Raw genomic sequence first — 22,881 nt, forward strand, 5'->3', positions numbered from 1 at the left:
ACCAACAGAAATCGGTCGTTTTTATCGCGCCGAAGAAGTTACAGCAAAAGGTAGTTTTGAACAAGGAATTTTCCGGTTACAACCTTTACGAATTCAATCCCAAGAAAAGCTAATTGCTTTTACAGGTAATCTTGGTGGTAAAGAACAATCAGGTCAATTAAAAGTCAAAATTTCCCGATTCAGCTAGTCAGAAATTTAGTAAAATTACCAGAAGGAATTGCAGGTAAACTAAATGCCACAGCAGCTTTAGCAGGAAGTATCAACAATCCTCAAGCTAGAGGAGAATTAAACATTACAGAAGGGACAATTTATCAAAAACCACTAGAATCAGCGACTGCTAGTTTCAGTTATTCTAATGGACGTTTGAATTTTGGCAGTAATGTTGTTGGGGTAGGGAAAGCACCTGCAAATATTACTGGTAGTATTCCTTATCAATTACCCTTTGCTGCTGGAAATTTAGAAGATGATCAAATTACTCTAGATGTACAAGTTAAAAATGAAGGTTTAACACTTTTAAATCTCTTCACTAATGAGATAGCTTTTGAGAATGGAGAAGGAGAATTAGATTTAAAAGTTCGGGGAACTAAAGAACAACCTTTAGTTAGAGGTATTGCTTCTCTGAATAATGCTACCTTTAGCGCCCAAGCTTTACCAGGAAAGTTAACAAATGTGACTGGTAGCGCAGAGTTTGATTTAACCCGTGTCTTTGTAGAAAGTCTCGAAGGTAGATTTAGTGATGGTAAAATCGAGGCTGTTGGTGAACTACCTATTTTTACGGCTCGAAATACTAAACTAGATAATCCGCTAACTGTCAATTTAGAACAATTAGCTTTAAATCTCAAGGGATTATATCAAGGAGGTGCTAGTGGTAATTTAGAAATTACTGGTTCTTTGATTCGACCAATAATTGGCGGAAATATAGAATTATTTGATGGTCAAGTATTATTGTCAGACTCTCAGGATGTAGATTCAGGAAATAACAAATCTAACTCATTAACTACTCAAATTGACAATCAAAATCAAGCAAACACAGAAAATAAAATTACTAGGTTAAATAATTTAGAACTGAAACTTGGTAAAAATGTGCAAATTGCTAGACCACCAGTTTTCCAGTTCCAAACTTCTGGAAATTTAATTGTTAATGGTTCTTTAACTGACCCTATTCCAGAAGGAACTATTAAGTTAACTAAAGGTGGTGTGAATTTGTTCACTACCCAATTAAATTTAGCCCGTGGTCATGAACACACTGCGACTTTTAGTAGCCGTCAACCCCGTGATCCTAATTTGGATATTCGGCTATTTGCGAAGATTCTAGATGTGGTTCAAAATAGCGACTTAAGCAGACAAGGTTCTTCCGGTTTAGCAGGTTTAGAATCAGTCCGAGTAGAAGCAAATATTGATGGTTTAGCTAGTCAAATTAATGATAAGTTGAAACTCAAAAGTAATCCCTCCCGTTCAGAAACACAAATTGTCACTTTATTAGGGGGTGGGTTTGTTGATACTCAAGGCCGTGGTGATAGTACCCTGGGTTTAATTAATATTGCCGGTTCGGCTGTTTTCAGAAATTTCCAAGGTGCATTTAATCAAATTGGTGATACTATTGGTTTAAGTGAATTGAGAATATTTCCCACAGTTCTTTCGGAAAGACCTGAAGCAGGAAGAAATAACTCATCTTTAGAATTAGCGTTAGAAGCAGGAATTGATATTTCTCCGAAAATTTCTATTTCTACTATTAAAATCTTGACTGCGGGTGATCCTTTGCAATGGGGTCTTAATTACCGAATAAACAATGAATTCCGTCTTCGTTCTTCTACTAATTTAACTGATGATAGTCGGGCTGTACTTGAGTTTGAACGGAGATTTTAAAGAAGTCAGTTGTCAGTGGTCAGTTGTCCATTGTCCGTTGTCCGTTGTCACCCAGATTCGAGACTATTCTGATCTTCTTCCTCCTGACTCCTGAATGGGCGCAGGGCCTGCGCCCCTACCTCCTGACTTCTAGCCCTAATTTTTAGTTCTTCCTTGTGGTACTAGCAAAATTTCCTGATCATCTGTTAATAAAGTTTGTGCTGCTTCTAACATAGAAGGGGCGATATCTTTTAAATCTTCCCGATTATTTAAGTAAGTTTTCAAAGCTTCCATGGGGTCAATACTGCTACTGGCCGTTAATTCAGGAATGCGGGGTTTTGCTAATTGACTAACTAGTTCGGCTTGAATTGTGTAAGTGTGCGCTATGCTTAAAGCTTGGTGAAGGGAAGAGTTATCAATTACATCTAATTGTTCTGACCGCAATTTGTAAATTAGTCGGACTACATTATCTTGAATATCATATTTAGCGATCGCTTTCAATAATGCTGTTTGCGGATCATCTTTCTTAGATAAATCTACTTCAATAGTCCGAAATACGCGCACAGGTAAGGGACAAAATTCCCAATTTACTTTCCCTTTTTCCAACTCAATCATTACATAACCTTTGTCTTCTTTCTCTTCACTAAAATCTACCCGTTCAATACTTCCAGGATAAATCACTGGTGGGTCATTGGATTTATTGAGATTTTGGTGTTTATGAACATGACCTAAAGCTACATAATCAAAACATGGTCGAGTTAACAAAGATAAAGGTAAAGTAAAACCCTTACCCACTGCTAATAAACGTTCTGCCCCTAAAGTGGCATTATCAGCCATTAAATGGGCTAAAAGCACCGTTGGTATAGTGGGGTCAAGGCGGCGAATTTCCCCTTCTATCACCACTTCTAAACGGTCTGTTAGCAGTTGATTAACTTCCGCCAAAGATGAACCCTGAGTTTCTTGACGAGTCATTAAAGTGGAACGAGTTAACCAAGGAAGAGTAATTATTTGTATATCTCCGTTTCGTGTGGAAATGCGATGAGTCGTTAAAGTATCACCAACCACAAACCCTGGTACACCCAAAGTCCGGTAAATATTTAAACTCGCACCGCCTAAACCTTGGGAATGTTGGTCATGATTTCCCACTAATAAGACGGTGGGGATATCTGCATCTACTAAACGGCGGAATTGATTAGCAAAAGCTTCTTGGACATAAGGTGCAGGTGTGGCATTTGGAAAAGCATCACCACCAAATAAAACTAAATCTACATTATCAAGTAGCGCCCGGTCAATACACAAAGATAATGTTTTAACAAAATCTTCTAACCGTGTATTTAATCCTGTGGCTGAATTAATTCGTCCGTGGCAAAAACCGCTACCAATATGGATATCTGAAAGGTGGAGGATTTTCATAATTTTTCAGTGCTTATTAGTCATTATAACATCCTGAAAATCCCAACTTCCCAACAAACAAACAATCACATCCTATAAATCCTCATGACATATTCTATCTTTTTTATTGAACCACGAAGAAGCGAAGGACACGAAGGTAAGAGGTTACAAAGATACTCTATATGGGTAGTTTAATCCTGTAAATCCTGATTCAGACAGAAAAATTCTGAATTTTGAATTACCGAAATTTGTCCTAATTCAGACAATATTGTGCTAAAATATAAGTTGTAAAAAATCATATTTTCAAAATTATGATCTTACAAACATGGCAACAATCTCATTCTCAAGAATTACAACAAGTTACCGAAACATTAGCAAAAATAACTCAACTTCCAGCAGAAGCAGTTAAACCTCATCTTGATGCAATGCTAGAACAATTAGTTAAAACTACAAAACTTCCGTTTTATCAAACAGTTTCCGATGAAGAATGGATTACAGCACTAAATGAATGGAGTTCTAGTCATACAAAAAATACACCTATTTTATCTGACTACGCTGTAAGTCGAGCAGGTATTTATGAAGAAGAGGAAATATAGTGGCATATTTAATTGATACTAATATCATTTTGATAATAGCACAACCACATCATCCAATGTGTGCTGAATCTTTAAATGCCCTTGCTACACTCCGAAGAAAACAAGAAACTTGTTATTTAACACATCAAAATTTAGTAGAATTTTGGCGTAGTGCTACTCGTCCTGTAGAAAAAAATGGCTTAGGATTGAGTTTAATTGCAGCAGAAGCAGAACTACAAAAATTAGAAAATTTCTTTCCTATATTACCAGATATACCGGAAATTTATCAGCATTGGAAACAGATTGTAATGGAATACGGTGTGATGGGTGTCAATGTTCATGATGCAAGATTAGTAGCAGTTATGTTTGCTAATCAAATAACTCACCTTCTTACTTTCAATATGAGTGACTTTAAACGCTATGAAAATAAAATTACCCCAGTACATCCAAATACTTTATTAATCTGATGAATATCAATAAGTAGGTGGGCGTTAAAAATTGTCGTTGGGCTGACAGGGGGACAAGAAGAGAGTTTTGGGCGATTTTACTTTTCTTCACATACCTTTAAATTTTTCTGTTCACAAAAAAGGTGCGTTACGCGATCGCTAACACACCCTACTTTGAGAATTAATTAAATGTGAATTCCACACTCGGTTTTTTCGCTTCCCCGCCAACGTCCAGCGCGTTCGTCTTCACCGTCAGCTACTTTGGTGGTAATGGGTTCGTCACCAATGCTGGGATAGCCTTGATCATGGAGAGGATTGTAAATTACTTTATGTTCGGCTACATACGCCCAGCTTTGTTTGCGGGTCCAAGTAGCTAGGGGGTTAATTTTTAATCTTCCCTTACCATCTAATTCAAATACGGGCATAGTAGCACGAGTAACGGCTTGATCACGACGGCGGCCTGTAATCCAAGCAACGGTGTTGAGGTCGTCTAAACCCCTCAGCAGTGGTTCGATTTTGGTAATGTCGTGGAATTTAGCAATATCTGTATCCCAAAGTGCTTCACCGAATTTAGCAGCGAAGGCTTCACGGCTATTGACATCTGGTGTTTTATAGGTTTGTAAATCTAGGTTATAGATTTCTTTGACTTTAGCAACCAATTCTAGGGTTTGGGGGAAGTGATAGAGAGTATCAAGGAAAATTACAGGGGTGGGATGCTCAAGTATGGTATAGAGGATATGTGTCAAGATAATGTCATCAACATTAAAGGCGCTAGTTTGTACCAGTCCTGTGGGAATATTCTGAACAGACCAGGCTAAGATTTCTGTAGGGCTTGCGGTTTCAAATTGTTGATTTAGTGCTGCTAAGTCAAATGTGGTAGAAGCTGTCATGATATTTCTCTAAACAAAGATTTTTTACCTTTTATTAAATTTAATATTATCGTATCCAGGTACATATCCCGCCTGACTTAACCAGAAGCAAAAGCAGTTGAGGTGAAAAAACTCCTGTTTCCTGTCACTTATTTCCTGTCACCTAATTGTGTACTATTTTAATTGCAAGTCTGTTTAAGGATTCATCCCATGCAACAGTTACTGAAGCAATTATTTAGTAATCAAAAATACGTTATTCGTCTAATTTTACCAGTATTGGTGATGATAATGGCGACTTCGCTGTTTGTCTTACCTGCTGCTGCTACTGGTGTATACGAAATGCCCAGTCTCACGGCTGATACTTGGATTTTAGATCAAGGTGATGTGATTAGCCGATTGAATGAAGGTCAGATTAGCAAGACTTTCAAGGATTTGGCGCAGGAAACTGGTAACGAAGCCAGAATTGTGACTATTCGCCGCCTTGACTATGGGGAAACACCGGAAAGTTTTGCGAAAGGACTCTTTAGTAAATGGTTTCCGACGGCCGAAGCACAAGCTAATCAAGTATTGTTATTGATTGATACGGTTAGTAATGGAACTGCTTTGGTTAGTGGTAATCAAGTCAAGTCTCTATTGACTGATTCTATTGCTCAAAGTGTGGCGGAAGAAACATTGGGTACAGCGTTGCGTGATGGTAATAAATATAACCAAGGATTTTTAGATGTGAGCGATCGCTTGGTTGCTGTTTTGTCTGGTAAACCAGATCCAGGTCCACCAGAAATCATAGAAACTGTCAAGGTGGAAGGAACTTTCACAAAAGCCGAAGAAACTGATCAAGGTAATGCAACTGCTTGGGTTGTAGGGCTGTTAATTGCAGCTACTGTCATTCCCATGGCAACATATTATCTTTACCAAGTGTTTCAACCTTCAACTCCAGAATCTGGGGAATAGGGGGAAGGGGGCAGAGGGGCAGGGGAGCAGGGGAGCAGAGGAGCAGAGGAGCAGAGGAGCAGAGGAGCAGGGGAAGTAGGGGAGAAAAATATTTGCAACGGACAACTGACAACTGACAACTGACAAAAAAACTTTCTCAGCAATCCCTATTTAAAAATGCTTGAATTTGTTTGATAAATTCTACTAATTCTGTTAACAATGCGGATGCACCTGCACAAGTTTGTTTTTTACTCAGTTGTTCTAATTTAGCTGCGGCATTTTGCATAGTTGTTGCGCCAATATTAGCACTAGAACCTTTAATATAATGAGCTTCCCAGGCAATTTTCTGAAAGTCGTTGGCGATAATTGCGGCTTTGATTTCTTCTAAATGAGATTGGGTATTTTCTGTAAACATTTTTAATAGTTCCAACTCAAATTCTGGGTTATTTTCAGAAAGTTGATGTAGATATTCCCAGTCAATTGGTATGTCAAAATTACTGTGATTGACTGGAGAATTTGTTACTTCAGAAATATTTATTTCTTGTTGTGTAAGTATTTTGTGACTCCAATTTTCTAACATTGCAGCTAATTTATCTTTAACTACTGGTTTACTTAAATAGTCATCCATACCCGCATCTAAACACCGTCTTTGGTCTTCCTTCATGGCATTAGCCGTAATTGCAATAACTACAGGTTGGCGATGTTTAGGAAACGAACTAAGGGGACGAAGCCGAATTGCTTTTGTGGTTTCCAAACCATCAAGAATTGGCATTTGACAATCCATGAAAATTAAATCGTAGGAAATTTGATCTAATAACTGTAATACTTCTTGTCCATTAGCTACTATATCCGCTTGATATCCTAGACTATATAGTTGTTTGAGAAAAACTTTTTGATTAACTAAATTATCTTCTGCCAAAAGTAATTTTAATTTAGATTTATTCTCTTTAGTGGTTTTTTCGCCTAATAATTTAATAGATTTATGCTCAATTTTATAAGGTTGAGGCATATCTAATTTTGATTGCTTCGCTAAGATATTCATAATTGTATCCAGCAGCCGGGAAGGCTTGACAGGTTTAACTAAATAACTAGTGAAGCCTATATTTAATGCTCGTTTTACTTCATCTCTTTGATTAGTAGAAGTCAACATAATTAAAGGGGTATGAGCGATCGCTGGATTACCCTTAATTTGTACTCCCAATGTCATGCCATCTACATCAGGCATTTGCATATCAATGACGGCGATATCATAGGGAATTTGTGCTTCTACAGCGGCTGTTAAGGCTGCCAATCCAGCAATTGCCGAATCAGCTTCATCTACCTGCATTCCCCAACGGGTAGCTTGGTGGTGGAGAATTTTTCGATTGGTAGCATTGTCATCTACTACTAATAAGCGTCGTTGACTGAGAAGATGATAATCTTGATTTTGAGAAACAGATTCAGGTTGTTTAGTAAAAGGTAATTCAAACCAAAATTTAGAACCTTTACCAATTTGACTGTTGATGCCGATTTCTCCTCCCATTAATGTTACTAATTGTTGACAAATTGCTAATCCTAAACCTGTACCACCATATTTGCGGGTAATAGAAGCATCAACTTGAGAGAATGGTTGAAAGAGTTTATTTTGATCTTCAGGAGTAATTCCAATTCCTGTATCTATCACAGCAAAATTAATGGTAGCGGCATGATAGTTTTCTGAGGTTAATTCTACACTGATAATTACTTCGCCTGTGGTGGTAAATTTGATAGCATTACCCATTAAATTCATTAAAATTTGGCGAAGACGACTAGCATCTCCTTGGAGTTGTGTAGGAATATTAGCAGGAATTAAGGCGGCTATTTCTAATCCTTTATGATGAGCTTGGGGTGCTAACAATTCTAAAATTTCTTCAATGCAAGTAGATAGATCAAAATCTAGAGTTTCCAGGAGCATTTCTCCAGCTTCTAGTTTAGATAAATCCAAAATCTCGTTAATTAGACATAGCAGAGCATCACCACTAACACGAATTGTTTCTACAAAATCTTGTTGTTCGGGGTTGAGGGGAGTTTCTAATAGTAAGCCTGTCATTCCCAAAACGGCATTCATGGGAGTACGAATTTCATGACTCATATTCGCCAGAAAACTACTTTTGGCTTGAGAAGCTAACTCGGCTTGATGTCGAGCTATTTCTAGTTCTTGACGTTGATGAGTTTCGGCTTCTAGTAGTTTAGCTTGAGCTAAAGCAATACCTATTTGATCCGCAAGCGATCGCAATAATTCTGTTTCCCAACTATTCCAATGACGGGGTTGAGTACACTGGTGAGCAATCAACAATCCCCAAAATTGATCTTTAAGAAAAATAGGAATCACAAGGTTAGCTTTAACTTGAAATCTTTCTAATAGTTGCCGATGACAAAGTTGGATGTTAGCTGTTTCTATATTATTAATGCTGGTAATCCATCCTTGACGATATTTATGGACGTGTTTTTCTATAAAACAAGGATCAATAATATTCTCTCCTATGACGACAGGGATACCAGGAATCAATGCTTCTTTTCGTGCTGTTAAAGATTCATTTGCTTCTAATTCTAAGATCAGGACACGATCAGCTTTTAGTAATTTTTGAACTTCATTAACACTGGTGTTGAGGATGTCGTCAATTTGTAAAGATTCGCGGATTTTGAGGGTGATATCAGCTAGTAATTGCGATCGCAAATTTTGCAGGTTTAGTTCTTCTTCTGCCTGTTTTCGCTTAATAAACTGACCAACTTGGTTGCCGATAGACATCATTACTTGCAGCAAATCTGTATTTTCTGGCTGAATACTTTTAGTAAAGAAAACCATCACACCAATATTTGTATTCCCACTACGAATGGGAAAACCAAAAGCTGTATGCAATCCTATTTGAGCAGCAATATCTATCCGCAGAAAATTCTGATCATTACAAACATTAGTTAGCCATACAGGTTCAAAGTTAGACCAAATCCGTCCAGGTAATCCAACTCCAGGGGCAAAGGTTAATTGCTTAGTTATCTCTTCCAACTTTTGCATTTCTGAAGATGTTTCACACCACATATCTAGACAACGGAGAACATTGTTAGATTTATCTATAATCCAAATTTCTCCCCAATCCCAATTCAAATTTTGACAAATTACTTTTAAGATGCGATGGGTGGCATTTTGAATATTTCTAGCTCCTGCTAAGGAACTAGTGACAGCATATTGTAAACTGAGATATTGTTCAGCTTGTTTGCGTTCACTGATATCACGAAAAACACAAATTATTCCTCCAGATTCGAGCAATGTCAAAGAAAGTTCTTGGGTAAAGATACTACCATCTTTTCTTTTAGCTATTGTTTCACCATGCCAATAACCATTTTCTCTCAAGATGGGAAAAATCTGGTCATTGAACCATTTAATATCTTCTTGACTTTTAAAATGTTCCCACTTTTTAGCTAGAATTTCAGAGGCATTACTATATCCAAATATATTTATATAAGAGCTATTTACATAAATATATTTACCATCACCATCCAGGATACCAATGCCATCATTTGCTGCTTCTATTGCTGTAATTTGTTGTTGGAGAAAATCTTCAGATTGCTTGCGTTCAGTAATATCTATACCTGTGCTAACAATGTATTCTATTTGATTTCTGTGATCCAGCAGAGGAGTATATGACCAAATAATTAATCTTTGTTTTCCATCCTTTGTGTTCCATTTATTTTCAGATTTTTTTTGTCCTTTACCTAATATTAATTGCTGGAACATAGCTGAAATTAATTGTTTATCTTGATCAGCTAAAAATACATTCCAAAAACATCTACCTAGCACTTCATCAAAGTTGTAACCTGTGGTTTGTTCACAGGCTCGATTGAAGCGGACAATTTGCCCTTGAGAATCGAGAACCATGACTAAAACGTTGGCTGTATCCAGGACACTGGCAATGAAGTTACGTTCTTGTTTAAGAGATTTTTCTGCCCATTTACGTTCAGTGATTTCCCGATATATTAGGTAATAAATTATCATGAAAATAATTACACACAATCCGATAGCGATCGCTAATGCGAAAACCATATTGTGTGTATTATTGGTTAATTGTCTAGACTGCTGTTGAAATAGTTCTTTTTGTTGTTTATTAAATTCATGGATATATTCATATATATTGTTATGAGGATTTTTTTTCTGATTAGCTACAAAACTCTGCACTGCTATTTCCGGACTCTTGTTTTGGCGTAAATCAATAATTTCTTGAATTTTATATATTTTTACTGTTATCTGTTTTTCAATATTGGCAATTTTTTCCTGTGATTTTGGTTCGGATGAACTTATTTTTTTTAATACTTTAAGTTCTTGATCAATTTTATTAACTGCATTTTGATACTTTTGTAAATGAAGCTGTTCTCCTGTCAAGATATAATTCTTATGTTCATTTCCAGCAGACTGAAGATAGAATATAAGTTCTTTTTGAGAATTTATTATCTCTAAAGTTTGTTTTTGCTGATTATATATATTTATAAATCCTTGAATATTTTGATAAGAAAATATCCCAATCATCAGCAGAATGGATGATGTTAAACCAAAGTAACCGGCAATTTTGACTAAAAATTTGCGGTTGACTTTTTCTTGTTGTTGACGTTCTTTATTTACCAGCAGTAAGGAATCTAAATTGCGGCGCATTTCCAACTGCTTCATTACTTGACGGCTTAATATATGCAATGCGTCCAACTGTTGATTTGTCAGTTCTCTTGGCACATTATCAATTACACACAGCGTTCCTAAAGCGTAACCTTCGGCATTAATTAAAGGTACACCTGCATAAAACCGGATATTAGGCTCGGATGTTACTAGGGTATTATTAGCAAATCTGGCATCAATAGTAGCGTCAGGAATAATTAAAATATCTGTTTGGCAAATAGCATGATTGCAAAAAGCAATTTCACGAGGCGTTTCTGGAGTTGTTAACCCAATTTTAGACTTAAACCACTGACGATTTGTATCAATCAAAGTTACTAAGGCTATAGGAGTTTCACAAATATAAGCAGCTAAACGAGTTAGCTCATCAAAAGCAACTTCTGGTGGAGTATCAAGAATCTTGTACTGCAAAAGTGCGTCTATTCTTGCGGCTTCATCATTAGACAATGATCCTTTCATATTATAATTTTGTTGTTATTTAAAGTGATAGAATTATAGTAAATTAAAAATAATGCCAATCACAGGCTACATCAACAAAATTGATATAGTGTAAACCTTTTGTGAAATTGGGACTAATTGGTTTATTTCCGCTGTGATGTACTCTTTATTCTTAAATCTTTGGTGTCATCTTGAGAATAATTAGTAATATTATTTAATGCTTTTTAAGCACAATTTACAGTTTATATTGTTTATTTCTAACTAATTGTCAATAATTTCCATTTATTGACAATTAATAAAAAGTTATTAAATCCTGAAACTATTGTCAATCAACACTTGCAGACTATTTTCTTCCGTTGAACTCAGGTATTAGCTTTTAACCAGATGTCCACACTCACCCTGAGAGGGGAGTGTGTGGTGTACGTCATCTAAATTAGCGTATTCATCACAGAAGAAGGTGCTACCCCATTTTGCGAATCATTGGTATTTAAGTTTTGTGGTTGTATCTCCTCATCAATTACACCACGTAGCTTAATTAACTTGATAGCTCGGTTGACACTTTCTGGCAAAATTACCACCAAACTTCCATCAGGAGCCATGTCTAAGGCTTTGTTGATAGCTTGGGTTTCATCCAAGACAGATTCATAACGACTATTAGGTTGACCTTGGGTGATGCCTGTAGTAATCAAATCAGAAGCTGAACCACGGGGTCGGCCTCTAGTATCATCATCTTCTTTAACAATGATGTAGTCAAAGATATCTGCTGCTAACTTACCTAGCATGATAAAATCTTCGTCACGGCGATCGCCAGGACCACCAACCACACCAATGCGTTGTCCTGTAGTCCAATTGCGGACAAATGATCCCAACGCCTCGTAACTAGCCGCGTTATGGGCATAATCTACCAAAGCATGGTATTTACCCAAATTAAACAAATTCATTCGTCCTGGTGTTTGACTTACAGAAGCACGAAAACTCCTTAAACCGGAGCGAATTTGTTCAATGGTGACATTCTCTACAAACGCAGCCAAACTAGCAGCTAAAGCATTAGCAATCATAAATGGCGCTCTTGCACCCATTGTCAAGGGAATATTTTCGGCTCTTTCGATCCGGTGTGTCCAATCACCTTTAACAATTGAGAGATAACCATGTTCATAAACTGCTGCCACTCCTCCCTTCTGGATATGCTTTCTTACCAGTTCTGAGTCGGGGTTCATAGTAAAGTAAGCAATATTAGCCTTAGTTTTCTCTGCCATAGCAGCAACGCGATGATCATCGGCATTGAGAACGGCATAACCATCAGGGAATACAGCTTCTGCAACTACACTTTTGAGATGAGCTAATTGTTCAATGGTATCTATATCGCCGATGCCCAGATGGTCAGCAGATACATTTAATACCACACCTACATTAGCATTTTCAAATCCCAGCCCAGAGCGAAGAATACCACCACGAGCCGATTCTAATACTGCTACTTCTACAGTCGGATCTTGGAGGATAACATGGGCGCTTTGTGGACCAGTATTATCTCCTGCTTCTACTAAGTAATCACCAATATAAGTACCGTCTGTAGTCGTATATCCAACTACTTTTCCTGTCTGCTTGTAAATGTGAGCTAACAATCGGGTAGTAGTGGTTTTGCCATTTGTGCCTGTGACTGAGAGGATAGGAATCCGGCTGGCTTGTTCGTTGGGGAATAGCATATCCATGACTGCGCCGGCGACATTACGGGGAATGCCAATGCTGGGGGCGACGTGCATTCGGAAACCGGGTGCAGCGTTGACTTCAACAATGACACCATCTAGTTCCCGTAAAGGGCGGCTAATATCCGAAGTCACAATATCTATTCCCGCCACATCTAAACCGATGATTCTGACTACCCTTTGAGCTAACCAAAGGTTTTCTGGGTGAATTTCGTCTGTGCGATCTACGGCACTACCACCTGTGCTGAGGTTAGCTGTGGCTCGGAGATAGCACATTTCCCCTTGGGGTGGCACACTATTGATTGTGTACCCTTGTCTCTCTAGTAGCTGGTAGCTGTTACGATCTAGTTCAATCTTTGTGAGAACATTATCATGACCGTCGCCACGATTGGGGTCTTGGTTTGTTTCTTCAATTAGTTCTGCAATAGTAGATTTACCATTACCTACGACATGGGCAGGAATGCGTTCTGCTACGGCTACTACCTTGCCATTTACAACCAATACTCTATGGTCACGGCCAACATAATATCGTTCGACAATGATTGAGCGAGAAACTTGTCTAGCCATCTCATAAGCGGCTTCTGCGTCTTCCCATTTTGTGATATCAATGGTGATACCCCGGCCATGATTACCATCTAATGGTTTAATCACGATGGGATAACCACCGACATATTCAATGGCTTCTTCCAAATCATCAAAGAAATTGATGACTGTACCTCTAGGAACTGGTACACCATTGGCATCTAGAATCCGTTTCGTGGCTTCTTTATCACAAGCTAGTTCAACGCCCAGAATGCCTGTGTTATGGGTCATTGTGGCCTGAATCCGTTTTTGATGGACACCATAGCCCAACTGAATCAGAAACCTAGCTGGTAAGGGCATCCAAGGAATACCTTTTTTTTCGGCTTCTTTAATGATTGCTTCTGTTGAAGGACCCAGAGAAGCATCACGCCAAAAGTCTTTTAGGTCTTGGATATCTTGCTCTAATTCGGCTTTGGGATAACGACCACGGTCAATAATACTTTGACATAGCCTAACTGCTGCACGTCCCGCATAGCGACCCGCTTCTTCATTTAGGTACTCGATTACTACCTGAAATATTCCAGGTGTGGCAGTTTCACGGGTGCGACCGAAACCTACGTGCATTCCTGCTAATTCCTGGAGTTCCAAGGCTACGTGTTCTACTATATGGCCCATCATAGTGCCTTCTCGCACCCGCATTAGAAAACCACCACGACAACCAGGGGAGCAATAGTGACCCTCCAAACTTGGCAGCGCCTCTACTAATCCTTCATAAAAGCCAGGTATTTCATTTGAGGGCGTTTCGGCAAGGTTTTCCAGATCGAGGCGCATAACGATCAGCTTGTGGCGTCGAATGCTCCAGTAGTTTGGACCGCGTAAGGTTTGGATCTTGAGGATTCTCATGGGAATAGGTAGATGGAGATTCGGAACCAAAATTCTAGTTTCTTACTGAAATTGACCGCCAAACTGTTCTAGGTGAACAGTTTTTTCTTTTTGGATAGTATTTGGCTAAAATTTTTGGGTAAGAAGAAATTAAAGCGCGGTCAAATCAGTGTAACCTGAGATACTCTATACCGTCAGCTAGAGATGCGATGCACAGCAGGTAAAACAGTACGTTGGTAAAGATGGAAACGATCTCCGTAACTGAGGATATGTAGTCGTAAATTATGTACGGTCAAGGGTTCATTAGCACTAACGCTGGGTTCGTTGGTATGGGTAAGTTCTGTAGGGTCAACAATAGTGACGCTGCCTTTGCCCATAACTTGTAGCCAACCATCCCGTTCAAATACAGCACAAGTATCTTCGTCAATACCAATGCCTAATCGATCAGGGTGTGCAGCGATCGCACTAACAAGTCGCCCCATCCGATTGCGGTTATGGAAATGTTGATCAACTACAACTTCAGGAATAAATCCCAAGCCTGTGGCCATATCTACTAGAGAACGATTAGGTGTTTCTCCAGAGCCGCCGCCGGCGATCATGTGATGTCCCATTACCGCTGCTCCAGCACTTGTTCCTGCTAAAGTCAGTTGTCCGGCTCTTACCCGTTGGCGGATAATTTCCATGGCTGGTGTGTCGGATAGGACTCCACAAAGGCGCAGTTGGTCTCCTCCTGTCAAGAAGACACCGCTACAGGCTTCGAGGGATGCTTTAATCTCAGGATTTTCGCATTGTTCCCGTTCACGAATGTCTAAAATTTCAACCTTTTCCGCACCCATTTCTTCAAAAATGCGAATATACCTACCACCAATAATGGCAGGCTCGCGGGAGGCTGATGGAATTATTGTAATATACGCCTTGTTACCACCAGCACGAACAAAAAAAGTTCTCAGAATTTCTCGTCCATGAACTTTATCTTCTGCGCCTCCGATAACCAGAACGGCGGTTTTAGTTGCTTGGGGTGTCCTCATTTCCAGCGATTTAACTTCTAACTGCGGCATTATGTTTCTGCTTGAGGGAGTCAACAACTTCAGGTTAATTAAACAAGGTTTTCTACTTGTTAATTTTTGCCCTTTGCTTGGTGTGAGAAGACACTGCTTTAAGGTTAAGATGCCTCAATTGTGTCTTTCTCATAGCCAGCGCCTTATTTTTTACCTATCCACTTTTCTAGGGAGCTTTCATAGTGCTAGGGTAAATATAATTCCCTTTTAGACTTAGGGTTTAGCCTGTCTTGACACTTTTACTTCTGGGGCTAGCTGGATGCATCCTTTGAAGTTGTTAACTCTGGTGGGATTATTAATTTAAATTTAGTGGTGACAATATTTAAACATAAATTAAGTAATTAGAAAAACTTTTGATCTCTCTAAAGAACTAGAAGTTTTGGTACTTTTAGATACTATTGGCAGATTTTTGCGCTATTTTTAGTGGTTTCATGGCTTACGCCACGGGGCGCTATCAGTTATTGTGTTTGCTAGGTATCTACCCTTAAAATTAGTTCTATCGAATACGAATTACTGTGCGTTTTGATATAGTTACACTTTTTCCTGACTGTTTTACGTCAATTCTCAATTCTGGTTTATTGGGTAAGGCCTTAGCTAAACAGATTGCTCAAGTACATCTGATTAACCCCAGAGACTTTACCACCGACAAGCACCACAAGGTAGATGACGAACCCTATGGTGGTGGTGTAGGAATGCTGATGAAACCAGAACCGATCTTTGCCGCTGTGGAGTCTTTGCCGATTCTACCCCGTCGAGATGTGATTTTGATGAGTCCCCAAGGACAAACGATTAACCAGCCCTTGCTGCGCGAATTAGCCACAAATTACGACCAATTAATTGTCATCTGTGGTCATTATGAAGGGGTAGATGACAGAGTTCTAAATTTAGTGACTCGGGAAATATCTTTGGGCGATTTTATCCTCACTGGAGGAGAAATTCCCTCTATGGCTTTGATTAACGGTGTGGTACGTCTCCTCCCCGGAACTGTGGGAAAGGAAGAATCTCTGAAAACGGAAAGTTTTGAAGAAGGTTTATTAGATTTTCCTCAGTACACCCGTCCTGCTAATTTTCGCGGTTGGCAAGTTCCAGATGTGCTACTAAGTGGTAATCATGCAGCGATCGCTCGTTGGCGCTGTCAACAACAAATAGAGCGCACAGCTTCCCGTCGTCCCGATTTGCTGAAAAAATGGCAAGAGGAGAGGGAACAGGTGACAGGTGACAGGTGACAGGTGACAGGGAGCAGGGGAGCAGGGGAGTAGGGGAGGAAAATATTCTTTTGCAACTGACAACGGACAACTAACAACTAACAACTAACTATGAACATCAGAATTGGTAACGGGTACGATATTCACAGATTGGTGAGCGATCGCAATTTAATTCTAGGCGGTATTCACATTCCCCATGAACTCGGTTTGTTAGGACATAGTGATGCTGATGTTCTCACACACGCCATCATGGACGCAATGCTCGGCGCGTTATCATTAGGTGATATTGGCCATTATTTCCCCCCGACAGATCCCCAATGGGCTGGGGCTGATAGTCTTGTACTATTAGAGCAAGTCCATCAGCTAATTCGGGATCAAGGTTGGAAAATTGGCAATATTGATTCTGTTGTTGTTGCAGAACGTCCAAAATTAAAACCCCATATTTCTAAAATGCGGGATAAATTAGCAGCAGTTTTAGAAGTAGAACCCAATCAAATTGGTGTCAAAGCTACTACTAATGAAAAATTGGGTCCCACTGGCAGAGAAGAAGGGATTTGTGCTTATGCTGTAGTTTTGTTGGTGGGGAGTTATTAGTTAAATTATTTACTGAACTAGAGGAAACAAAGATATGTCTATCAAATTTTCTGATAATATTCCACAATATGTCCCTTTTCGGAACAGGAATGAAAATATTGTTTTATTTTTTGAAACAAAAGCCGAAAAACTAAACACTATTTTCAGACAGAATGCTATTTCTCAATTGAAAACACACTACTTGCAGAATATTAAACAGGATATCACAAAAGATATTCCTTTCGGTATGTTAGTTGATTTGGAAGAAATTAACATTTTCTCATTGACAGAAGAGCAAAATATCAAAAATTCAATATCGTTGAAAACAAATGATATACTCAGCACCTATGATCCGGAATTTAGTCACAAAAGAATATTTAATTTTCATCTAGAAACTCTTGTTCAATCTTGGCTCAGAGATTTAGCATATCATTGGAATTTGGATAGTCCACCGGCATATGATGAAATAGCCAAAATTGGTTTGTTGTCATTAATAGAAGGAGAAGAACATACTTACATAATCAGAAATTGAGTAACATATTTACACTTACATACTTTTGATTAGGTTATTAGGAAAATTCAGTGCTTATACTATACATAGAGACTAATATTATCATGGCTGTCGCCAAAGGAAGAGACTTAGAAGCAGAAAAGTTACTGCGTGATTCTCATCCATCAATACGTATAGTCATACCTGCTATTTGTTATATTGAAGCCATTAATACATACAGGAAGGTTAAGGAATATCAATTAAAATTCCAAGCAGAAATGGATAAACAACTTAACGAATCAATACGTGATCAAACATCTATTCATGCTAAATCTTTTTCTCGGCATTTACAAAAAGCATCAATTGAAAACACACTATTATTAAATGATATCCAAAACCGTTTCTCGGAAATCATAAATTTACTAATTGAAAGTGCAGAAAATATAAATTTTAATGGCAGCATAATTAAGACAATTTCAGAGCAAGTTTTCCTGGAGAAAGAAACATTATTTATAAAGAATGATCTGATGGATAACTTGATTTTACAAAGTATTCTTGATCATGCAGATCAGCATCCTAATGAGCGAAAAGTATTCCTAAGTGGTAATACTAAGGACTTTGGGAAAAAGAATGAGAATGTGACACAAATTTTAAATAGTGCAGGTGTACAATACTTTAGCAATACCAAGGATTTTCTAGGTTGGTTAGAGTCTCAATCATCATAATTTAATTATTTTAGGTCAATAGATTATGACATTTATTAAAAATCTTCTCAATCACACAAAACGCTTTTTCTTAATTATCACACTCCTGTCATTTACAGGGATTTCAATTACTGGCTGTAACCTCTCTCAATTTAAAACTAATGCAACTCAAGTACCGCAATTAGTAAATAGCATTCTTAGTGATCCTAAAACCTTTAACTATGCTCTCAGTTCTGAATCTCCCAATATTTTTGGTTATACTTATGAAGGATTAATTAACCAAAATCCTATTACGGGTAAATTAGAACCAGCTTTAGCTGAATCATGGCAGGTTTCTGATGATAAATCAAAGATTATTTTTACCATGCGTGAGGGGTTAAAATGGTCTGATGGAAAACCACTGACTGTAGATGATGTGGTATTTACATATAACAATGTTTATTTGAATGAAGCTATACCAACAGATATTAGAGATATATTGAGAATTGGTAAAAGTCGCAAATTTCCTAATGTCAAAAAACTAGATCAGCGTCGAGTTGAATTTAGTGTACCAGAGCCTTTTAGACCTTTTTTACAAAATGCTAGTGCAGCTATTTTACCAGCCCATGCACTCAGAAAATCAATAGAAACTAAAGACCAAGATGGGAAACCAGAGTTTTTATCAAAATGGGGTGTTGATACTCCACCAGCAGAAATTGTTGTCAACGGACCTTACAAACTAGAAAGGTATGATACGAGCCAACGGATAATTTTTCGCCGTAATCCCTATTATTGGCGTAAAGATGATCAGGGTAATTCTCAACCCTATATTGAACGAATTATTTGGCAAATTGTCGAATCAACAGATACTTCCTTATTGCAATTTCGTTCTGGTGGATTAGATTCGGTAGGTGTTTCACCTGATTACTTTTCTTTGTTAAAAGTACAAGAGAAACAGGGAAATTTTCAAATCTATAATGGTGGTCCTAGTGCTACTACAAGTTTTATTTCTTTAAATTTGAATAAAGGTAAAAGAGATGGTAAGCCACTTGTTGATCCTGTGAAATCTCGTTGGTTCAATACTGTAGAATTCCGCCAAGCGGTAGCTTATGCTATTGATAGACAAACGATGATCAATAATACCTTTCGTGGTTTAGGACAACCGCAGAATTCACCAATCTCTGTCCAAAGTCCATACTATCTTACACCAGAAAAAGGATTAAAAGTTTATAACTATAACGTAGAAAAAGCTAAGGAATTATTAATTAAGGCTGGTTTTAAATATAATTCTCGAAATTTACTAGAAGATCAGCAAGGAAACCAAGTCAGATTTACTTTACTGACAAATGCTGGTAATAAAATTCGGGAGTCAATGGGTTCGCAAATTAAACAAGATTTGAGTAAAATTGGTATTCAAGTGGATTTTACTCCTTTGGCTTGGAATACCTTTATAGACAAGTTATCTAATACTTTAGATTGGGATGCTTGTTTAATAGGTTTAACGGGTGGATTAGAACCAAATGATGGGGCTAATGTTTGGTCTCCTGATGGGGGATTACATATGTTTAATCAAAAGCCTCAAGCAGGACAAAAGCCAATCCAAGGAAGAGAAGTTGCTGATTGGGAGGTGAAAATTCATGAACTTTATATTCAAGGCGCACAGGAATTTGATGATGGGAAAGTGAAGGAAATTTATGCAGAAAGTCAAAAATTAACACAGGAGTATTTACCATTTATTTACTTGGTTAATTCCTATTCTCTATCTGCAATCAGAAATCGTTTTCAAGGAATCCAATATTCTGCTCTTGGTGGTGCTTTTTGGAATATTCATGAAATAAAAGTGATAAAGTAGGTGATAATTAATATTTGTCAGTTATTAAATTGCTGTGACTCAACCTGAAGCTTTGCGATCGCTCTTAGAATCGGTCGCTAATGGTAAAATTACCCCAGAGATAGCATTCGACTCACTCAAAGATTTAGCTTATGAATCTGTAGGTGAGTTCGCAAAAATAGACAATCATCGTCAATTAAGAACAGGTTTCCCGGAAGTAATTTGGGGACCGGGTAAAACACCTGATCAAATTTCTCAAATTATGGAAGTAATGCGTCACCGTACTTCTGTGGTTATGGCTACCCGCATTGAACCACAAGTATATTCTGCATTACAAAAAAAAGTTAGAGGTATCCAATATTACGAACAAGCGCGAATTTGTGCGATCGTTCCCTCTGTGATTGAAGTCAGATTTCCTGGCAAAATTGGCATTCTTTCGGCTGGTACGGCGGATTTAGCTGTTGCGGAAGAAGCCGCTGTCACTGCTGAACTTTCTGGTTTCTCTGTACAGCGTCTTTGGGATGTAGGTGTGGCGGGAATTCACCGTTTACTGAGTAACCGTCACCTATTAGCATCATCATCAGTTTTAATTGTCGTCGCGGGTATGGAAGGGGCTTTACCTAGTGTGGTGGCGGGTTTAACAGACTGTCCAGTAATTGCTGTTCCTACCAGTATTGGTTATGGTGCAAGTTTTTCCGGTTTAGCGCCTTTATTGACAATGCTCAATTCTTGTGCTGCTGGTATAGGTGTTGTAAATATAGATAATGGCTTTGGTGCAGCGGTTTTAGCAGGACAAATTTTACGAACTTCAGAAAAATTACGCTTGGCAGCAGAAACATAGTAAAGTATGAAAGTAAGGAATAAGTAGAATTGCGGTAACTTTATATTTTATTAGTTACTTCAACTCTGTCCTACAGGTTATAAACTTTTGGTAACAGCATTATGGAATATTGGAATGATTCACTATTGCCACTACTAGGAAACTTACACGAACATCTCACTTTTCTTGCTAATTACAGTAATATTAAAGACCCGGACATTTTAGCTCAAATGCAAGGGGCTTGGAATCATTTTGTCAAAACTGGACAAATTTGGGCTATGTTTATTGGTGTAGTAGTCGGTTATTTGTTCAAAAGTTTAACTAGTTACGGTTAAAGTGATTTTAGATTTTAGATTTTGGGTTGATAATGATTCAAAATCTAACATCTAGAAAGAATTTCTTCCTTTCCCTTCAGATTTATGACCGAAAAACAAACTTGGAGTCAGCGGTTTGAATCCGCGCTGCATCCGGCGATCGCTCGTTTTAATGCTAGTATCAGTTTTGACATTGAACTCATCGAATATGACATTACTGGTTCTCAAGCCCATGCCAAAATGCTGGCTCACACGGGGATAATTTCCCATGCAGAAGGGGAGGCACTATTTACAGGTTTAGAACAAGTTCGTCAAGAATATCGTCAAGGACAATTTCAGCCCGGTATTGATGCTGAAGATGTCCATTTTGCCGTAGAAAAACGCCTAACGGAAATTGTCGGGGATGTAGGTAAAAAGCTCCATACAGCCCGTTCTCGCAACGACCAAGTAGGGACTGATACGAGATTGTACCTCCGCGATCAAATTCAGCAAATTCGGCAACTATTACGAGATTTTCAAACAGTTTTAGTTGATATAGCTGAAAAAAATGTAGAAACCCTAATTCCTGGCTATACCCACCTCCAACGCGCCCAACCACTGAGTTTAGCGCACCATTTACTGGCGTACTTTCAGATGGCACAACGGGACTGGGAACGCTTAGAAGATGTTTATAGTCGCGTGAATATCTCCCCCTTGGGTTGTGGCGCTTTAGCGGGGACAACTTTCCCTATTGATCGCCAATATACAGCCAAATTATTGGATTTCGATCATGTTTATGCTAACAGTTTGGACGGAGTGAGCGATCGCGACTTTGCCATAGAATTCCTCTGTGCTGCTAGTATAATCATGGTTCACCTCAGCCGTCTTTCCGAAGAAGTCATTCTGTGGGCATCAGAAGAATTTCGCTTTGTCACCCTCAAAGATAGCTGTGCCACTGGTTCTAGCATTATGCCCCAAAAGAAAAACCCTGACGTACCAGAATTAGTCCGAGGCAAAACAGGGCGAGTCTTTGGTCATCTCCAGGCTATGTTAGTAATTATGAAGGGTTTACCCCTGGCTTATAACAAAGACCTCCAGGAAGATAAAGAAGGCATATTTGACAGCGTAAATACAGTCAAAGCCTGTTTAGAAGCAATGACGATTTTGCTCCAAGAAGGTTTAGAATTTCGTTACCAGCGATTAGCAACAGCAGTTACAGAAGACTTTGCTAACGCTACAGATGTAGCAGATTATCTCGCAGCGCGGGGTGTACCCTTCCGAGAAGCTTATAACATTGTGGGCAAAGTCGTCAAAACCAGTATTGCCGCTGGTAAACTGCTTAAAGATTTGCAGCTAGAAGAGTGGCAACAAATCCATCCTGCATTTGCCGCTGATATTTATGAAGCAATCTCCCCCCGTCAAGTAGTTGCAGCCCGCAACAGCTATGGAGGTACAGGTTTTGTACAAGTCAGACAAGCTATTATCAACGCCCGTACTCAACTCGGTGTGAGTTAATTTCCAAGTCAGGGAGCAGGGGAGCAGGGGAGCAGGGGAGCAGGGGAGCAGGGGAGCAGGGGAGCAGGGTAGTAGGGGAGCAGGGGAGCAGGGGAGTAGGAAAAACTTCTTAACAACGGACAACGGACAACTTAAA

At 38.6% G+C, this 22,881-nt stretch carries 16 protein-coding genes and 1 pseudogene; 12 read left to right on the forward strand and 5 right to left on the reverse strand.

The features are described 5' to 3' along the window. Window positions 1-1,866: pseudogene (locus FJR38_RS28320) on the forward strand (translocation/assembly module TamB domain-containing protein); the annotation flags it as partial. A 135-nt stretch (window positions 1,867-2,001) separates the two neighbouring features. Here FJR38_RS28320 and sbcD read toward each other — a convergent pair. Then, entirely contained in the window at window positions 2,002-3,261 is a 1,260-nt protein-coding gene (sbcD, locus tag FJR38_RS08665; RefSeq protein WP_168537194.1) for an exonuclease SbcCD subunit D, read from the reverse strand. Window positions 3,262-3,548: 287 nt separating this feature from the next. Between sbcD and FJR38_RS08670 the strand changes: the two genes are divergently transcribed. Together FJR38_RS08670 and FJR38_RS08675 are read left to right on the forward strand one after the other, a co-directional pair. Then, window positions 3,549-3,833, forward strand: coding sequence for a hypothetical protein (locus FJR38_RS08670; RefSeq protein ID WP_168497676.1), 285 nt, complete (start codon window positions 3,549-3,551; stop codon window positions 3,831-3,833). Next, window positions 3,833-4,279, forward strand: coding sequence for a type II toxin-antitoxin system VapC family toxin (locus tag FJR38_RS08675; RefSeq protein ID WP_168497679.1), 447 nt, complete (start codon window positions 3,833-3,835; stop codon window positions 4,277-4,279). Before FJR38_RS08670 ends, FJR38_RS08675 begins: the two co-directional genes overlap by 1 nt. A 164-nt stretch (window positions 4,280-4,443) precedes the next feature. Here FJR38_RS08675 and cysH read toward each other — a convergent pair whose 3' ends face one another. After that, the gene (gene cysH, locus FJR38_RS08680) at window positions 4,444-5,148 is read right to left on the reverse strand and encodes a phosphoadenosine phosphosulfate reductase (protein ID WP_168536526.1); all 705 of its coding nucleotides are present in this window, start codon (window positions 5,146-5,148) and stop codon (window positions 4,444-4,446) included. A gap of 189 nt (window positions 5,149-5,337) precedes the next feature. On the opposite strand from cysH, the gene psb32 reads away from it, so the two are divergent. Continuing rightward, window positions 5,338-6,078, forward strand: coding sequence for a photosystem II repair protein Psb32 (gene psb32 / locus FJR38_RS08685; RefSeq protein ID WP_168536528.1), 741 nt, complete (start codon window positions 5,338-5,340; stop codon window positions 6,076-6,078). Between the two features lie 136 nt (window positions 6,079-6,214). Here the strand turns inward: psb32 and FJR38_RS08690 are convergent, their stop codons facing one another. The 3 genes from FJR38_RS08690 to FJR38_RS08700 form a co-directional block, all read right to left on the reverse strand. Then, window positions 6,215-11,191, reverse strand: a complete 4,977-nt coding sequence (locus tag FJR38_RS08690) for a GAF domain-containing protein (RefSeq protein WP_168536530.1) — start codon at window positions 11,189-11,191, stop codon at window positions 6,215-6,217. A 407-nt stretch (window positions 11,192-11,598) separates the two neighbouring features. Next, the gene (gene cphA / locus FJR38_RS08695) at window positions 11,599-14,298 is read right to left on the reverse strand and encodes a cyanophycin synthetase (protein ID WP_168497770.1); all 2,700 of its coding nucleotides are present in this window, start codon (window positions 14,296-14,298) and stop codon (window positions 11,599-11,601) included. A gap of 173 nt (window positions 14,299-14,471) precedes the next feature. Then, window positions 14,472-15,335 carry a cyanophycinase gene (locus FJR38_RS08700; protein ID WP_168497688.1) on the reverse strand — a complete coding sequence of 288 codons (864 nt, stop codon included), beginning with the start codon at window positions 15,333-15,335 and terminating at the stop codon, window positions 14,472-14,474. A 515-nt stretch (window positions 15,336-15,850) separates the two neighbouring features. Here FJR38_RS08700 and trmD point away from each other — a divergent pair. The 8 genes from trmD (at window position 15,851) to argH (ending at window position 22,745) form a co-directional block, all read left to right on the forward strand. Beyond that, window positions 15,851-16,561, forward strand: coding sequence for a tRNA (guanosine(37)-N1)-methyltransferase TrmD (trmD, locus tag FJR38_RS08705; protein WP_168536532.1), 711 nt, complete (start codon window positions 15,851-15,853; stop codon window positions 16,559-16,561). 90 nt (window positions 16,562-16,651) lie between these two features. Beyond that, entirely contained in the window at window positions 16,652-17,134 is a 483-nt protein-coding gene (ispF, locus tag FJR38_RS08710) for a 2-C-methyl-D-erythritol 2,4-cyclodiphosphate synthase (protein WP_168497692.1), read from the forward strand. Window positions 17,135-17,168: 34 nt separating this feature from the next. Beyond that, entirely contained in the window at window positions 17,169-17,645 is a 477-nt protein-coding gene (locus FJR38_RS08715; protein ID WP_168497694.1) for a hypothetical protein, read from the forward strand. A gap of 50 nt (window positions 17,646-17,695) precedes the next feature. Continuing rightward, a complete protein-coding gene (locus FJR38_RS08720; RefSeq protein WP_168497696.1) occupies window positions 17,696-18,328 on the forward strand; it encodes a PIN domain-containing protein in 633 nt (210 codons plus the stop codon). 25 nt (window positions 18,329-18,353) lie between these two features. Continuing rightward, complete coding sequence (locus FJR38_RS08725; RefSeq protein ID WP_168497698.1) at window positions 18,354-20,138, forward strand: ABC transporter substrate-binding protein; 1,785 nt, start codon at window positions 18,354-18,356, stop codon at window positions 20,136-20,138. Between the two features lie 34 nt (window positions 20,139-20,172). Continuing rightward, on the forward strand, window positions 20,173-20,958 hold the full coding sequence (gene larB, locus FJR38_RS08730; RefSeq protein ID WP_168536534.1) for a nickel pincer cofactor biosynthesis protein LarB: 786 nt from the start codon (window positions 20,173-20,175) through the stop codon (window positions 20,956-20,958). Window positions 20,959-21,059: 101 nt separating this feature from the next. After that, complete coding sequence (locus tag FJR38_RS08735; RefSeq protein WP_168536536.1) at window positions 21,060-21,272, forward strand: hypothetical protein; 213 nt, start codon at window positions 21,060-21,062, stop codon at window positions 21,270-21,272. Between the two features lie 84 nt (window positions 21,273-21,356). Beyond that, on the forward strand, window positions 21,357-22,745 hold the full coding sequence (gene argH, locus FJR38_RS08740; RefSeq protein WP_168536538.1) for an argininosuccinate lyase: 1,389 nt from the start codon (window positions 21,357-21,359) through the stop codon (window positions 22,743-22,745). The last annotated feature ends 136 nt before the right edge of the window (window positions 22,746-22,881 follow it).

The organism is Anabaena sp. UHCC 0253, assembly GCF_009712085.1.
Classification (GTDB): domain Bacteria; phylum Cyanobacteriota; class Cyanobacteriia; order Cyanobacteriales; family Nostocaceae; genus Dolichospermum.